The 16,290-nt window shown below is 32.5% G+C and carries 20 protein-coding genes; 4 read left to right on the top strand and 16 right to left on the bottom strand.

The window, feature by feature from the left end; genetic code table 11:
- Positions 1 to 22 precede the first annotated feature (22 nt).
- Positions 23 to 652, bottom strand: coding sequence for an MBL fold metallo-hydrolase (locus JJJ02_RS02645; protein ID WP_239242761.1), 630 nt, complete (start codon positions 650 to 652; stop codon positions 23 to 25).
- Positions 653 to 744: 92 nt separating this feature from the next.
- On the opposite strand from JJJ02_RS02645, the gene JJJ02_RS02640 reads away from it, so the two are divergent.
- A complete protein-coding gene (locus JJJ02_RS02640; protein WP_096076359.1) occupies positions 745 to 984 on the top strand; it encodes a DUF2759 domain-containing protein in 240 nt (79 codons plus the stop codon).
- 36 nt (positions 985 to 1,020) lie between these two features.
- Here the strand turns inward: JJJ02_RS02640 and JJJ02_RS02635 are convergent, their stop codons facing one another.
- The 13 genes from JJJ02_RS02635 to JJJ02_RS02575 form a co-directional block, all read right to left on the bottom strand.
- Entirely contained in the window at positions 1,021 to 1,332 is a 312-nt protein-coding gene (locus JJJ02_RS02635) for an MTH1187 family thiamine-binding protein (RefSeq protein ID WP_111715170.1), read from the bottom strand.
- Positions 1,332 to 2,303, bottom strand: a complete 972-nt coding sequence (locus JJJ02_RS02630; protein ID WP_111715172.1) for an ROK family glucokinase — start codon at positions 2,301 to 2,303, stop codon at positions 1,332 to 1,334. The genes JJJ02_RS02635 and JJJ02_RS02630 overlap by 1 nt, the downstream gene beginning before the upstream one ends.
- Positions 2,300 to 2,491, bottom strand: coding sequence for a YqgQ family protein (locus JJJ02_RS02625; RefSeq protein WP_111715173.1), 192 nt, complete (start codon positions 2,489 to 2,491; stop codon positions 2,300 to 2,302). The genes JJJ02_RS02630 and JJJ02_RS02625 overlap by 4 nt, the downstream gene beginning before the upstream one ends.
- Before the next feature lie 4 nt (positions 2,492 to 2,495).
- Complete coding sequence (locus JJJ02_RS02620) at positions 2,496 to 3,920, bottom strand: rhomboid family intramembrane serine protease (RefSeq protein WP_240837190.1); 1,425 nt, start codon at positions 3,918 to 3,920, stop codon at positions 2,496 to 2,498.
- The gene (locus JJJ02_RS02615) at positions 3,917 to 4,483 is read right to left on the bottom strand and encodes a 5-formyltetrahydrofolate cyclo-ligase (protein WP_111715177.1); all 567 of its coding nucleotides are present in this window, start codon (positions 4,481 to 4,483) and stop codon (positions 3,917 to 3,919) included. The genes JJJ02_RS02620 and JJJ02_RS02615 overlap by 4 nt, the downstream gene beginning before the upstream one ends.
- Positions 4,484 to 4,572: 89 nt before the next feature.
- Positions 4,573 to 4,722 (bottom strand): 50S ribosomal protein L33, encoded by a 150-nt coding sequence (gene rpmG / locus JJJ02_RS02610; RefSeq protein WP_096076353.1) that lies wholly within the window; start codon positions 4,720 to 4,722, stop codon positions 4,573 to 4,575.
- A gap of 88 nt (positions 4,723 to 4,810) precedes the next feature.
- Complete coding sequence (gene phoU / locus JJJ02_RS02605) at positions 4,811 to 5,449, bottom strand: phosphate signaling complex protein PhoU (RefSeq protein ID WP_111715179.1); 639 nt, start codon at positions 5,447 to 5,449, stop codon at positions 4,811 to 4,813.
- Positions 5,442 to 6,341 carry a phosphate ABC transporter ATP-binding protein PstB gene (gene pstB / locus JJJ02_RS02600; RefSeq protein WP_239242764.1) on the bottom strand — a complete coding sequence of 300 codons (900 nt, stop codon included), beginning with the start codon at positions 6,339 to 6,341 and terminating at the stop codon, positions 5,442 to 5,444. Before pstB ends, phoU begins: the two co-directional genes overlap by 8 nt.
- Before the next feature lie 25 nt (positions 6,342 to 6,366).
- Positions 6,367 to 7,260: a phosphate ABC transporter permease PstA gene (pstA, locus tag JJJ02_RS02595; RefSeq protein WP_111715180.1), complete on the bottom strand. Its 894-nt coding sequence runs from the start codon at positions 7,258 to 7,260 to the stop codon at positions 6,367 to 6,369.
- Between the two features lies 1 nt (position 7,261).
- Positions 7,262 to 8,194, bottom strand: coding sequence for a phosphate ABC transporter permease subunit PstC (gene pstC, locus JJJ02_RS02590; protein ID WP_239242765.1), 933 nt, complete (start codon positions 8,192 to 8,194; stop codon positions 7,262 to 7,264).
- Between the two features lie 84 nt (positions 8,195 to 8,278).
- Positions 8,279 to 9,250, bottom strand: a complete 972-nt coding sequence (locus JJJ02_RS02585) for a phosphate ABC transporter substrate-binding protein PstS family protein (RefSeq protein ID WP_240837188.1) — start codon at positions 9,248 to 9,250, stop codon at positions 8,279 to 8,281.
- A gap of 191 nt (positions 9,251 to 9,441) precedes the next feature.
- Positions 9,442 to 11,520, bottom strand: a complete 2,079-nt coding sequence (locus JJJ02_RS02580; protein ID WP_239242845.1) for a peptidoglycan D,D-transpeptidase FtsI family protein — start codon at positions 11,518 to 11,520, stop codon at positions 9,442 to 9,444.
- 189 nt (positions 11,521 to 11,709) lie between these two features.
- Positions 11,710 to 12,309 (bottom strand): superoxide dismutase, encoded by a 600-nt coding sequence (locus tag JJJ02_RS02575; protein WP_111715187.1) that lies wholly within the window; start codon positions 12,307 to 12,309, stop codon positions 11,710 to 11,712.
- Between the two features lie 157 nt (positions 12,310 to 12,466).
- Here JJJ02_RS02575 and JJJ02_RS02570 point away from each other — a divergent pair, with 157 nt between their 5' ends.
- The 3 genes from JJJ02_RS02570 to JJJ02_RS02560 all read left to right on the top strand — a co-directional run bounded on the left by JJJ02_RS02570 (position 12,467) and on the right by JJJ02_RS02560 (position 14,996).
- Positions 12,467 to 13,201: a DUF1189 family protein gene (locus tag JJJ02_RS02570; RefSeq protein WP_239242767.1), complete on the top strand. Its 735-nt coding sequence runs from the start codon at positions 12,467 to 12,469 to the stop codon at positions 13,199 to 13,201.
- Positions 13,202 to 13,297: 96 nt separating this feature from the next.
- Positions 13,298 to 14,413 carry a flavodoxin-dependent (E)-4-hydroxy-3-methylbut-2-enyl-diphosphate synthase gene (ispG, locus tag JJJ02_RS02565; RefSeq protein WP_199798213.1) on the top strand — a complete coding sequence of 372 codons (1,116 nt, stop codon included), beginning with the start codon at positions 13,298 to 13,300 and terminating at the stop codon, positions 14,411 to 14,413.
- On the top strand, positions 14,406 to 14,996 hold the full coding sequence (locus tag JJJ02_RS02560; RefSeq protein ID WP_239242768.1) for an LNS2 domain-containing protein: 591 nt from the start codon (positions 14,406 to 14,408) through the stop codon (positions 14,994 to 14,996). Before ispG ends, JJJ02_RS02560 begins: the two co-directional genes overlap by 8 nt.
- 16 nt (positions 14,997 to 15,012) lie before the next feature.
- Here the strand turns inward: JJJ02_RS02560 and JJJ02_RS02555 are convergent, their stop codons facing one another.
- Positions 15,013 to 15,420, bottom strand: coding sequence for a Fur family transcriptional regulator (locus JJJ02_RS02555; protein WP_096076344.1), 408 nt, complete (start codon positions 15,418 to 15,420; stop codon positions 15,013 to 15,015).
- Positions 15,410 to 16,261 carry a metal ABC transporter permease gene (locus JJJ02_RS02550; protein ID WP_111715192.1) on the bottom strand — a complete coding sequence of 284 codons (852 nt, stop codon included), beginning with the start codon at positions 16,259 to 16,261 and terminating at the stop codon, positions 15,410 to 15,412. The genes JJJ02_RS02555 and JJJ02_RS02550 overlap by 11 nt, the downstream gene beginning before the upstream one ends.
- Positions 16,262 to 16,290: the final 29 nt, after the last annotated feature.

The following is a 16,290-nucleotide window of genomic DNA, read 5'->3' as shown; positions in this document are numbered from 1 at the left end:
CTTCCTTTACGGAAGGTTTTTTTTAATAGCCATTTAAAAACGGATTACAATCCATCTCATGTTGAACTGTGGTATATGCACCATGTCCCGGACAAATAATAAATTGCTCATCAAGTGTCATGAGCTGCTGATCAATACTATTTAATAATTGTTGTGTGTTACCCTCGTATAAGTCAGTACGACCGATACTTTCTTTGAATAATGTATCTCCAACTATTGCAAAGTTATTAAAAATAAAAGATTGACTACCTGGCGAATGTCCGGGTGTATGACGCACATCAAACGTAAACGAACCAATCGTCTGCTTCCCAAGTTTCATTATTAAAGGCTTTGTCTTTGCAATCACTGGTTCTAGACCATACTGTTTAAATTTTTCTGAACCATTTTTAATCGTATCCGTTAACCAGTATTCCTCTTCTTGTGATACATAGACCGGTACATTAAATCGCTCACAAATCGCATCTACTGCTCCGATATGATCAAAATGTGTATGTGTTAGAATAACAGCGATCACTTTCTTATTTAGTGGTAATACAGCATCGATAATCTTTTCTGGTTCATCTCCAGGATCAAAAATCAATATTTCAGAATCATTATGTATGATATAGCAGTTTGTTTGTATTTGCCCTAAAGGTAATTTTATTTTATCCATAAATTGCTCCTCCTAAAAAATGTACTCGACAAAGTTATTTATTAATTATACAATATTAATGATAATAAAAGTAATTTCATGGGGGTTATGTCATGCCGTTTATTAACACAGGCGAATTATTTGAAATCTTTGGTACAAAAATTCATATTGGTGTAAATATCTTTTCACTTTTAATGTTAGCAGTATTTTTCTTATCAATCAAAGCTTTATTAAATGCTGTTAAATCTAAAAATGTATTAGGCATTATCTTTGGCTTATTAGCTACTTTATCATTTGGATTCTTTTCACTAGCAACAATCTTCACATACGGATATCCAATTTTACATCACTAAAAATAAGACCAGGACATTTTGTCCTGGTTTTATTTTTTATTTCAGATGTTTATTTACTGCATCTATCTTGTCAATCATCTTTCGTTTTTTATCTCTTCTGTCATCAATTCTAATATTTGTACATACACGATCTAATCCCTGCTTAAAAGGTGACTCATGTATAGCTTCTAGAGCCATGAGACATTCGTGTAATTCTCCTTCTATTAAAGTACTCATTGGTGTTAACATATAATCGATTTTACCCTGCTGCTTTAAATCTTCTAATATTACTTGAATTTCCGCGATATACTTACTCACACTGATCGACTTACCGTCTAAAGGAATTACTACAACATCAATAATTGCCATTATACTTGCTCCTTTTTCACATATTGTTTGATCAAACCTGCAGCACCAATAATTCCAGCATCATTGCCTAAAGTCGCTGTTACAACTTTAGTACCTTGCGTCGCAGGCGTAAAAGTTATTTCACGATAGACATCTTCAATATGCTGAATTAAGAAATCACCAGCTTTAGATACACCACCACCAATGATGATATATTTAGGATTCGTTACAACACTAAATACACTCAATGCATATGCTAAATTTCTCGCAACTTTCTTTATAACGTATGTCGCAAATTCATCTCCAGCTTTTGCAGCATCAAAAACCATTTTAGCCTGTAGTGTTCTATTTTTTATCGCATCTTCAATTACCGTCTGGAATTGTAGTTCAGCATAGTAATGATAAGATAGATTAACAACGCCTGTCGCACTCGCAACTGTTTCTAAGCAACCTTTCTTTCCACAGTTGCATTGGAATCGTTCTTTAAAATCAACTTTAAAATGCCCAAGTTCTCCACCAGAACCATTGTGACCATGGACAAGTTCATTATTGCTTATTATACCGCCACCGACACCAGTACCAAGTGTCACACAAATCACATCAGGTTCATTCTGTCCAGCACCTTTAAATTTTTCTCCTAAAGTTGCCACATTAGCGTCGTTGTCAACATAGACCGGTAATCCACTTAACTTTTCAAATTGTTCTTTAATATTGATCTTTCCATGCCAGTTTAAATTGATCGCACCATTAACAACACCCGTTTTAAAATCAATTGGACCGGGAACACCTAATCCTATACCAAGAACATCATTCATATCATAATTTTTATGTTTCGCGTTAACTACAAAAGAGTCATATACATTCTTCAATATACTTTCGCCATTATTTTCAGTTTTGGTTGGAATCTCCCATTTATGTAGTATTTCTAAGGTTTCATCAAGAACACCTAACTTACAAGTAGTGCCCCCAATATCCGCAGCTAAAATAATCATATTTTTCCCATCTTTCTCTGATTTAATATTAAACGTGCCTGCACAAACTGTTCATTCGTAATAATACCGGCATCATGTAATGATTTTATCTCCTGATTCATCATTTCAATCGTATCTTTTTCATCTTTAAAATATATAATAATACCAAATTGTTTAAGTAACTGTTGCACATCGTAAAATGACTGCATTGTTTCACCTGAATTCTTTAAATTCTTTTTGAAGTTTTATATAAGAAGATATTCTATTGCGTTGAATTGCCTTGTTCAAATATTTATTAGCGCTATCATAATCATCCATTGCACGCATAGCCAAAGCCATCTGATAGTTTAGTTTATCGCTATCAGGAAACTTGTTCAATCCTTTTTTCCATTCAGCAATACCGTTTGATAAACTTTCCTGTTTTGTCTTCAGCAAACCATAATATACATATGTTTCGTCATTATCATAACCTTTTTGAATAGTAGTAGTTAGAATTTCCTTCGCATCCTGATCATTTCCTGCAGCTATGGCCTGTGCAGCAAATTCATTATAAATATGATGTTCTTTTTCAGAAAAAATATTAAAGAGTAACAAAATTACTATAATAACTAAACCAGCACTCATCCATTTAAAATACTGACTTTTCATATTATATAAATGTATTAGCATTGCAATGAACAAACCGCCAAATAAACCACCAAAATGAGCATAGTTATTAACATTGGCAAATAAAGAACTTGCTGCGAGATAGATAATACTACCTATTAGTATTTGCATAATAAATTTTTTATCAAATTTCCCACTAAAGATGATATACGCTATTGCTGCACCCATCAATGCACAAATAGCTCCACTTGCTCCAACAGATATAGAAGTCGTATCAAATGCCAGAGAAACTAAATTACCTATAATACCACCACAAATATATATCAGAAGATACTGTCTTTTTAGATATAAATATTCTATAATTTTGCCGAGAATAAATAGTGACATCATATTAAACAATAAATGCTGAAAATCAAAATGGAGAAACATTGAAGATATCACTCTGTAATAATCACCATGAAGAAAATTAAAATGCGTTAATCCACCTTTTTCAACGAGCGTATCGACTTTATGCGTCATATGCCAAATATTCATTGCAATGAAACAAATGATATTTATCAAAATCAATAAATACGTAAGCGGTGTAAACTTAATCATAGCAGTATCTATCGGATTTTTTTTAATTACTCTATTTTGATACCACGATACAGATTGTGGCTTTGTTTTATTCGATATCGCTTTAAAAGGTGTGTTTAGTGTTTGTTTTACTGACTGAGAATTCGGACATGATATCACTTTAATATTTAGAGGCATCTCATTGATTTGGATTTCCTGGTCGATAAGCAATATTTCATAATGTTCAACCGATTGACTTACTAAACGCTCAATTTCTTCATGATGATCCATTATTTTCTGAACCATAAACATCGTTGATTGTGCTGTCTGTTTACTGAGTATGATACGTTTTAATGTTTTTTTACTACGACTATACAGCCATACATCATCCAATGCCTCTGAAGTTGTTATAAAATCATAATCAGTATATTTTATATATTCATAGATGTTTTTCCATTTAAACTTCTCTGTTATCATTGATTGTCCTCATTAATTATTATTCTTTTCTCAGTAATAAGCATCGAAACAGGAATATCATGTGGTTCAATTAACACTTCACCAAGTTGAACTTCAAAGATTAAACTTACTGTTTGTCCTGTATAATGACTTAAAAATTTATCAAAATAACCACCACCGTATCCAATACGATAACCATCTTCATTAAAAATGACACCAGGAACAACAAGTAATTCTGGCTGCGTACCAACTTCCTGCTGATGGTTCATGATATCTATACCATATGAATCTTTTACAATGTCCTCTTCTGAAGTATATCTTACAAAGTGCATCTGTTTCGTTTTATAGTCACAATATGGAACATATACTTTTTTTCCAAGACCCGCTGCATATTCTATTAACCATCTCGTATCTAATTCATGATTCATACTCATCGTGATACCAATTGAATTCGCATTTCTAAATACATCTTCATTAATAAAAGTATGTATTATCGAATCTTCTTTTTCAGTTTTATTTTGGTTATGCTTTAACTGCGCAAGCATCGCTAATCGTAAATCTTTTTTATCTGATTTAATTGTCATTTTCTCACCTCACTTATATTATACAATATAGCATAAAGAATGGAACGCACATAAAAAAACAGACATGAAAATTCATGTCTGCTCAAAAATTATTTAGTTTCTCTGTGTAAAGTTTTTTTATTATCTCTTGCACAGTATTTTGACATTTCAATACGTTCTGGGTTATTACGTTTATTTTTTTTAGTGATGTAGTTTCTTTCACCACATTCAGTACAAGCTAAAGTAACATTAACGCGCATAGTTGTTCCCTCCTCACGTTTCTAAATATCCATACGACTTTTCTATAATAACATGTGTCGCATGAATTATCTAGTACTAATTTATGAATTAGTTAAATCTTTCACCAGTAATCGTGAAATAAACACTTTCAGCGATATTAGTAATGTGATCACCAATTCTTTCAAGGTAACGACCAGCTAAATGTGCTTGTCCAGAAATATATGGATCATTGTCGATTAAATATGCACTATTAATAATTTCTTTATATAAATCATCAATATCATTATCTCGCTCAATAATTTCTTTAACTAAATTCACATCATTATTTTTGTGTGCTTCTTTAAGATCAGCTAGCATTAACATACTAAGTTTTCCCATTGTTTTAAGACGCATCAAAATATATTCATCTTCAAATTTTACTCTTTTACGAATCTTAGCTATATTTGCTGCATTATCTCCCATTCTTTCAAGTTCTGAAGATATTTTGCTTGAAGATAAAATCATTCTTAAGTCTGTAGCAATAGGTTGTTGTTTAGTAATTAAACTGATAATCTGATCGTCTATATTACTTTCCATAGCATTAATAACCTGATCATGTTCAATAATTTCTCTAGCAACAGATTTTTCATCATCACTTAATACATTAATACTTTTTTCGATAGTTCTATAAACTTCATCGGCAAGTTTTAAAACACTTTCTTCTAAATGTTGTAAACTTTCTTCGTATATTTCTCTCATATCAACCAAACCTTCCTGAAATATAACGTTCTGTTTGTTCGTCAGCTGGGTTAGAGAAGATCTTATCCGTTGTATCATACTCGTTGACGTAACCATTTAAGAAGAATGCTGTTTTGTCTGAAATACGAGCAGCTTGTTGCATGTTATGCGTAACGATAATGATTGAATATTGATTTTTAATTTCCTGAACTAACTCTTCTACTTTTAAAGTTGAAATTGGATCTAATGCAGATGTAGGCTCATCCATTAATATAACATCTGGCTCAATTGCTAAACAACGTGCGATACAAATACGTTGTTGTTGTCCACCAGATAAACCATAAGCATTTTTATCTAATCTGTCTTTTGTTTCATCCCAAATTGCAGCACCGCGAAGAGATTTTTCAACGATTTCATCTAAGATTTTTTTATCAGTTATCCCATGGATTCTTGGCCCATAAGTAATGTTATCATAGATAGATTTTGGGAATGGGTTAGGCTTTTGGAAAACCATCCCTACACGAGTTCTTAAGTGTTCAACTTTATAACTTTTATCAAAAATATTATCTCCACGGTATAGAATTTCTCCAGAAGTTCTTACGCTTGGGATTAATTCAATCATACGATTTAAAGTTTTGATATAAGTTGACTTACCACAACCTGATGGTCCGATAATTGCTGTTACTTCATTTTCTAAAATATCTAAATTGATATTTTGTAAAGCATGATGATCACCATACCATAAATCTAAATTTTTTGTTTGATAAACTATATTACGATTTGTTGGATTTGGTGTTTGACCTGTTACGATATTACGTTCTTTTTTTATATTTTCACTGCCTGTATTGTTTACTGTTTCAGTTGTAACGATAACTTTTTCATTATTCTTTACATCATTTGAAACTTTTACGTTGTTATTCATTATAAGACCCCTCTCAAATTAAAAACTAGAATTTTTTCTGATATTTATTACGGATAAAAATAGCAATTGAGTTCATAGCAATTAACATAATTAATAGCACGATAATCGCAGCTGAAGATACAAACTGGAATTCAGCTTTCGGTAATTTAGCCCATGTAAAGATTTGCATTGGTAAAGCCTGGAATCTGTCCATAATACTATCAGGAGTTTTCATGAAGATAGTTGGAATACCGATAACTACTAATGGTGCAGTCTCACCAATGGCACGAGATAAAGCTAAAATTGTACCCGTTAAAATACCAGGAATTGAAGCTGGTAATACAACATTTGTAATCGTCTGCCATTTCGTTCCACCTAATCCTAATGAAGCTTCACGAATCGCATTAGGTACTGCTCTGATCGCTTCCTGACTAGAAACGATTATAACCGGTAAAATCATTAATGACATTGTAAGTGCTGCCGCTAAAACCGACTTTCCAAGAGAAAGTGATTCAATACCGGCACCACGTACAAATAATGTTAATCCTAACAATCCAAATACAACCGATGGTACAGATGCTAAGTTAGCGATATTAACTTTAATAAATCTAGTAAATGCATTATCTTTTGCATACTCTTCCATGTAAATAGCAGTTGCCACACCTAAAGTTACTGCGATAGGCGCAATTGTCATCATTAACCATAATGTTCCGATCAAAGCACCTTTAATACCTGCTTTTTCTGGTGTTGTAGATGAGAAGTTTGTAAAAAACTGAGGCGTTAAATATCCTGCCCCTTTACGAATAATATCAAATAATAAAATTGCCAGTACAACCAAACCGATCATTGTACATAAGAAGAAAAGAAATTTAACAATTTTATTTTTTGACAGTCTGCCAGAGAGTTTCTTTTCAACTGTTTCATGATTAATTAATTCCATATTAATACTCCTCTCTGAATCGTTTAGTAACCCATTGTGAAATGAAGTTCATAATTAATGTAAATACGAATAATGTAAATCCTACTGCATAGATACTGTAGTAGATATCAGATCCATAAGTAGCATCACCAGTCGCAACCTGAACGATAAATGCTGTCATCGTTTGTAATGAGTTAGTGAAATCTAAAGAGAATTCTGGTGAACTACCAGCAGCAAGTGATACGATCATTGTTTCACCGATAGCACGTGATACTGCTAATACGATAGAAGCTAAAATCCCAGATAATGCTGCAGGGAAAACTACTTTGATAGCAGTTTCTAATTTCGTCGATCCTAAACCTAAAGCTCCTTCACGAATTGCTTGAGGTACTGCACTCATCGCATCTTCAGATAATGAAGCAATCATCGGTACAATCATAATACCAATTACTAAACCAGGACTGATTGCATTAAAACTTCCTAAGTCTGGCCATACAGAGCGTAATAACGGCGTTACAAATGTTAATGCAAAGAATCCATAAACGATTGTTGGAATCCCCGCTAAGATTTCTAAAATAGGTTTAATGATTCTTCGCGCACGGTCACTTGCATATTCACTTAAATATAATGCTGCACCTAAACCAACAGGGACTGCAAATATTGTAGCGATAAATGTTACTTTTAATGTTCCTAAAATTAATGAGATAATACCAAATTTCGGATCTTGGCCAAACGCATTCCATTCTTTTTCAAGGAAAAAGTCTGCAAATGAAACACGGGTAAAGAACGTAATTGTTTCAGTTAATAATGTAATCAGGATTCCAATTGTCGTTAAAATTGAAATTGAAGCAATGACAGCTAAAATTGTTGGAATCATCTTTTCAATGATGTTTTTCGAAGATCCTTTACTCTTGTTTTGAGCAATCAAATCTTGTACAGAAATTTTATTTTCCATAGTTTAGACTCCTTCATTTTAAAAGGGACGAAAAATTTCGTCCCTTAGAAAAATTTCATATTTGAATAATTATTAAGTTAATAATTATTTAACTTCTTCTAATTTCTTTAAATCTTCTTCATATATTTTATCTTCTAAAGCAACATAACCAGATTCAGTAGCAGCATCTTTAGATTTTTCTAAAGTAAACTTTAAGAATTCTTTGAATGCAGCGTTTTCTTTAATTGAATCGTTTTTAGCATAGATGTATAATGGACGGCTTAATGGGTAAGAACCATCTTTAACTGTTTCTTCAGTCGCTTCTACACCTTCGCCTTTACCTTCTTTTTGAATCTTAACAGCTTTTAAGTTATCTTTGTTTTCCTGGAAGAAGTTATATCCGAAGAATCCGACACCTGCTTTGTTATCTTGAACTGATTTAACGATTACGTTTGTATCAGCGTTTTTCTCAGCTTTGATTTCACCTTTATCTAATACTTCTTCACTAAAGAAGTCATAAGTACCATGTGATTGGTCAGGAGAGAATGCTTTAATTTCTTCAGTTGGGAAGTCAGCACGAACATCTTTCCAAGTTTTAGCTTTTCCAGAGTAAATCTTAGCTAATTCTTCAAATGTTAAGTAATCAACAAAATCATTATCTTTATTTACAGCAACAGTTAAACCGTCAGTAGCAATTTTGAATTCAGTATATTCGATTTTTTTATCTTCTAAAGCTTTTTTCTCTTCGTCTTTAATGTCACGTGAAGCATTTGAGAAGTCAGTTTCACCAGCGATGAATTTCTCGAAACCACCACCAGTACCTGAAGTACCAACAGATACAGTTACATCTGGATATTCAGCATTGAATTCTTCGTTGATTTTTTCGATGATTGGAGCTACAGTTGTAGAACCGTCACCTTTCACTTCACCTTTAATATCTTTAGCTGCTGTATCAGTACTAGCACCTTTATCTTCAGAAGCATTATCTTCTTTCTTGTCAGCTGCACCACCACAAGCACCTAATAATAATGCAGTACCTAAAACAGTTGTTGAACCTACTAATTGCCATTTTTTCATTTTGAAAGTCCTCCTAATTGAATAGACGAATAATTTGTATTTGTTTATTACACTACTTACTATAGTGTAAGATTGTTAATTCAAGATGAATGTAATGTAAATTTTATGTAAAGAAAAAAAGACAATGCATAGTCGCATTGCCTTTTACTCAAGAAATCTTATTTTTTAAGGATTTATTATCGTTGAATACATTATTGTGTGTTATTCTGCTCAGCACCATTTGAAATCGCACTTTGTACACCTGAAGAACCTGTTTCTATCACTTTAGTTTTCTTACCCGCTTTGTCTTTAAAATATTCATTTATTATATCTCTTCCCAAATCTCCACCAGGTAGCCATGGTGGTGGAACAGGTTGATTAGTATAGATGATAGCGAAACTCATACTTGGTTTGTCCATAGGTGCATAACCAATATACGTAGAATTTACGCGTGATTTGCCATCCTGGAATACTTCTGCTGTTCCGGTTTTTCCAGCACTTTTTACTATCGTATTAGCAAAACTTTTATAACCTGTACCAAGTTCGTTATTAAATGCCATGTCGAACCCATCTTTCACCTGATCAATTTCTTCTTGTGAATTATTTATTCGATTCAATACTTTTCCTTTAATACTTTCTTTAATTGGTCCTATTTTATCTGTCTTTGAAGCTCCACGAACTTCTTTAACTAAGTGTGGCTGTATTCTATAACCATCATTAGCAATCGTTGAAACATACTGAGAAAGTTGTAAAGGCGTATATGTATCATATTGTCCGATCGCTAAATCCAGATAATTACCAGGATTATTCTTCAGTGTACCTGTTTGACCTGTTACTTCATTTGGTAAATCAATACCTGTTTTAACGCCTAATCCAAACTGATTTAAGCCTTTTCTTAGTTTTAATCCTACTTCTGTTATATCCGCAGGTAATGACATATTGTTAGAATAATTTAAACCTGCCATCTTTAATGCAGTCTTAAACATATATACGTTTGACGAGTGCATTAATGCTTCTTTATCATCGATTTCTATTTTGCCTGTTGGATTAAAATATGAACGTTTTTCTACGCCACCTTTAAATACTAAAGGTTGGTCAATCATATCCTCTCCAACATATATCGCATTATTACTATATCCAGTAAGTAATGTTGCGCCTTTTACCGTAGACCCAACTGCATATTGAGATGTAAATGTCCCATAATGATAGTCTGATATCTTACCATTCTTATCAATTTGTCTTCCAGCTAATGCAAGAATATCACCATTGCTAGGATCTTGTATGACTACTAAAACTTTATCCATCGATTTGGCATTCATAGAGCGTAAAATTTGAATATGCTTATCTACTAATTTTTCAACTTGAAGTTGTAGATCTATATCAATAGATAAAACCAGATCATTTCCTCTTGATCCTTCAGAAATCACTTCTGAATTGATGATTTTCCCTGATTTATCTGTTAAATAACGCATCTTCTTCTTTTTACCTCGTAACACATTTTCATATTGAAATTCGAGATAACTTTGTCCTACTCTATCATTACGCGAATATCCTTTAGATAAATAATAGTCTACTAATTCTTTAGGTAATCCTTCTTCTTTTGATGAAACATTTCCAAACATTGTACGTAATGTCTTACCATAAAGATATTTTCTATCCCAATCCATTGTTGTATTCACACCAGGTAATTCACTTAAATTCTGAGAAACTAATGCATATTCTTTTTCTGACACGTTTTCGTTTCTAATAATTTGAGGACTTAACTGACTACCACTGCTCATTTCGCGAAAAATTGCTGCTATTTCTAATTCATCTTGTGACATTGATTTCAATTTATCTTCTGTTAACTTTTTATATACCGCTTCATTATATTCATCCTGAGAAATTTCACCGGTATCAAATAATTGTAATTCTTTCTTCATCAACTGATCCACTTCATCTTTATGCGTCAATATAAAGAAATCCTGCTTATCCCTTAAAGTCAATGCATCTGTAGGCATAAACATCAATTTATGTAATTTCTTTGCAGTATCAAGCATTTCACTGCGACTTGTCATACGGTCACGTGTGTATGTAATAGCTTTCTTTGAAGTATTATCAACCAACAATTTACCGTTGCGATCATAAATTCTGCCTCTTGGAACTGATTCATTTACTTCTATATTTTCATTATTATCCACTGCTTTTTTATACGTTTCACCTTTAACAATCTGAAGGTATCCTAATCTAAGAACAAGGATGATTAATAATGAAACAATTGCCATAAAGATAACGCTGATTCTACGGTTCATCAGTCGCTTTTGTTTAAGTTCATTTGATTCTTGTTTAACACGTTTCAAAGGAAATCCCCCATCACTAACCATTTATCTTTTAATAATATATGAATTAACACATATTTTCTATATTTTTGATATAAAAACACAAATAAAGAGACATTTCAGATGAAATGTCTCTTTATTTTTACGAATTATGATTAACAACTATTTAGCAGCTAAATATAATTCGTTTACTTTTTCCCAGTTTACTACATTCCAGAATGCTGCAATATAGTCAGGACGTTTATTTTGATAGTTTAGGTAATAAGCATGTTCCCATACATCTAAACCTAAGATCGGTGTTTTACCTTCCATTAATGGATTCTCTTGGTTTGGTGTAGAAACTACTTCTAATTCTCCATTGTTTACTACTAACCAAGCCCAACCAGAACCAAAACGTGTAGTTGCAGCTTTAGCGAATTCTTCTTTAAAAGCGTCTAAAGAACCGAATTTAGCGTTGATTGCATCAACTACTTCACCAGTAGCTTCTTTACCTGGTGCAAGTAAAGTCCAGAATAAAGAGTGATTATAGTGTCCACCACCATTATTTACAACAGCTGTTTTCTTATCAGCAGGTACTTCGTTAATTCTTTTCATTAAATCTTCGATAGAAAGATCCGCAAATTCTGTTCCTTCTACTGCAGCGTTTAAGTTAGTAACGTAAGTATTATGGTGTTTCGTATGGTGAATCTCCATAGTTTCTTTATCGATGTGTGGTTCTAATGCATCATATGCATATGGTAATTGTGGTAATTCAAAAGCCATAATTAATCATCCTCCTTAAGTTTTAAGTACATATTCATCATATCAACTTAAGATAGCGTTCTCAACTACTTTGCTTATATATCAAAATGATTTTTTTTGATAGAATAATAGTGTTGTCTCATCTCCAAACATTTAATGCATTCTAGGAGGAAGTAATTTGTATATTAAGCACTTGAAAAGGTTAAGGAAGCCTAAACAATATCCTTTGTTCAGAACGGTAAAGCTCAGATATATTTTTTTACATATATTTATCATTGCATTTCTTTTCTCAATTCCTAATAGTATTCATTATTACAATGCTATTAATGTTGCAAATCAGATGGTGGAAAATAAACAGCATGAAATACCTGACTTTAAAATTAAAGATAACATACTTGTCTTGAAAGAAGAAAAAACAATCGATGTTCCACCTTATAAAATTTTATTTTCAAATAAAAAACAATCACCGGAAAATCATGTCATGTCGTTTCAGAAATACGGTATACAAGTAGATGAATCTACCTTCTTGTCGTATTTAAATTTGCCGATGTTTAATGATAAAACGAGTTTTATTACTTTTTTAAAAACGTATACTACTTCTAGTTACTTTTATCTGTCGATTATTATCGGTTTTCTGATTTTCATTCAATTTATCACTACTGTCATAAAAATTATATTTATCAGTACAGTTGCACACGTTGTCTCAGTACTATTTAAAAGAAAGTCCCGATTTATGAACTGGCTTAAAATAACAACATTTTTATTAACACTACCTTCAATTATTTTATTTTTAGGGTTATTGAATATAAAATACAATATGTTTTTCATCATATGCTCATGGACAGTGCTCGCAGTCCTCATATTAGTAACTGTTCATAATTTACCTCGTAAAAAAGTAAAGTTTGAATCTTAAAACAAAACAATACAATTTAATGTTATTATTCTATATAATAAATATGTTATGACATTATTCATACTTAAAATTAAAGGAGTTTTATAAATGCCTGAAATCACACATAGAAGAAATACACGTCCAGTGAAGGTTGGAGATCTTACAATCGGTGGAAGTGATGAGCTTATCATACAAAGTATGACGACAACGAAAACACATGACGTTGAAGCGACAGTTGCAGAAATTAAGCGTCTTGAAGAAGCAGGTTGCCAAATTGTACGTGTAGCTTGCCCAAAAGAAGAAGATGCACTGGCAATTGCAGAAATTAAAAAACAAATTAATATCCCACTTGTTGTGGATATTCATTTTGATTATAAATTAGCATTACTTGCTATCGAAGGTGGCGCTGATAAAATTCGTATCAATCCAGGTAATATCGGGCGTCGTGAAAAGGTAGAGGAAGTAGTAAAAGCATGTAAAGCAAAAGGTATACCCATCCGTATTGGTGTTAATGCTGGATCGCTTGAAAAACATATCATAAAAAAATACGGTTATCCAACTGCAGATGGTATGGTTGAAAGTGCATTACATCATATCAAAATTTTAGAAGACCTGGATTTCCATGATATCATCGTATCGATGAAAGCAAGTGACGTTAACTTAGCAATAGAGGCTTACACAAAAGCTGCGCAAGCTTTTGATTATCCACTACATTTAGGTATTACTGAAAGTGGTACATTATTTGCAGGAACAGTTAAATCTGCAGCAGGACTTGGTGCAATCATGAGTTTAGGTATCGGAAATACACTTCGTATCTCTTTATCAGCGGATCCTGTCGAAGAAGTTAAAGTAGCTAGAGAATTATTAAAATCATTTGGATTAGCAAGCAATGCAGCTACATTAATATCTTGTCCTACTTGTGGACGTATTGAAATAGATCTCATTTCTATTGCAAATGAAGTAGAAGAATACATCTCAACGATTAAAGCACCGTTAAAAGTTGCTGTATTGGGTTGTGCGGTTAATGGTCCCGGTGAAGCACGTGAAGCAGATATCGGTATTGCCGGTGCACGTGGTGAAGGCTTGTTATTTATGAAAGGTAAAACAGTCAGAAAAGTTCCAGAGGAAACGATGGTAGAAGAATTGAAGATTGAAATTGATAAATTAGCTGAGGAATACTTTAAAAAGCAAGCTGAAGAAAAATTAAATCAAGAGCAGGCAGTAAATGAATAAAAAGTTTCGTATGGGCATAGATATTGATGGTACTGTAACATGCCCTACTGCTTTAGTACCTTATCTTCAAAGATCATTTAATAAAGATTTTAAATATGAAGATATTACTGAATATGACTTATCTAATGTACTTAATATTCCTGAATCAGAAATTTATCAATGGTTTAAAGATAATGAACATGAAATATATAAATATTCTCCAGTTCATAATGATGCAGACCAGGTTTTATCGAATTGGGCCAATTATTATCAACTGATCTTTATCAGTGCCAGACATTCTTACTTACAAGAATTAACAATTGACTGGTTTAAAACACACAATGTGCCCTATCATCACATTGAACTTACAGGTTCACATGAAAAGATAGAAACAGCAAGACGTCTTAATGTTGATGCATTTTTTGAGGATAAACTTGATAATGCGATTGAAATTCACAACGCATTAAACATTCCAGTGTATTTATTTGATACACCTTATAATCAAAGTGAATTACCAGCTGGCGTTACACGGGTAAAATCCTGGCTGGAATTAGATACATTAATTAAAGAACAATTTCCAATAAGAAAAGGAGAAGACAGTTAACTGTTTTCTCCTTTTCTTATTTACAACGTTCACATAATCCATATAGTTCAATTTTATGACTATGGATTTCAACATTATCAAGTTCCGCTTCAAATGTTGCAATTGGACAAAATTCAACGACACGTGTTTCACCACATTTTTCACATATAAAATGGTGATGATGATGTGTCGTACATGATAGTCTAAATTTCTTTTCACCATCAAGTTCTGTCACTTCGATAATATTTAATTCATCAAATAAATTTAAATTTCTATATATTGTATCAAATGAAATGCCCGGATATTTCTCATTTAGTTCTTCCTGCATTTGTTTTGCATTAAGGTATTTACTTGTATCATGTAACATACTTATCATATCACGACGTTTGTCCGTATATTTATGTCCATTGTCTTTTAAAACTTTAATCGCATCATCAGTATTCATTTGAAATACCTCCTTTTTCTTTCATATTACTGATAGAAAGGGCAAAAAGCAACACTAATACAAGCAGCATTACAATTACTCCACCTGGAGATATATCTAGATAAAACGCAATAATTAGTCCGATTAAGACTGAACATTCACCTATCACAACACTCCACAGCATCAGTTGCTTATAGCCTTTTGCAAAACGCATGGCACTTGCTACAGGCAGGGTGATTAAACTACTCACTAATAGAATTCCAACGACACGCATCGATGCAGAAATTACAAGCGCCACCATTAGCATAAATAAAATATGTACGTGCTTCGGTACACCGATTATTGCAGCATATTCCTCATCAAAAGATAGAATAAACAACTCTTTATATAATACAAAGATAAATACAAGCACTAAAACAAAAATTGCTAAAATAATAAATACATCATTTAAAGTTACTGCACTGATACTTCCGAATAAATAACCAAATAGGTCCTGATTAAATCCATCCGCAAATGAAATGAAGATAACACTCAATCCAATTCCAAAACTCATGATTATCGGTATTGCTAACTCCTGGTAATGTTTATATAAAGAACGAAGTTTCTCAATTAAAAGAGAGCCTGTGATTGAGAATAATATCCCGGTCCAAACCGGATTAATAGTAACGGCAATCAATTTTGATAAAAGCATGCCAAATGCAATACCACCGAGTGTAACGTGACTTAATGCATCTGCAATTAATGAAAGACGACGTACTACAATAAATGTCCCGATTAATGGGGCAAGAATACCTATTAGCATCCCACTTAGAAATGAATAGCGAATAAAATCAAATTCCCACAACGCTTCTATTAAGCTCATTGACAACACTCCCTACTATGATTGTATTA

The sequence above is a fragment of the Macrococcus sp. PK genome, from assembly GCF_022501545.1.
GTDB lineage: Bacteria > Bacillota > Bacilli > Staphylococcales > Staphylococcaceae > Macrococcoides > Macrococcoides epidermidis.
This window is presented reverse-complemented; position numbering and strand designations above follow the sequence as displayed.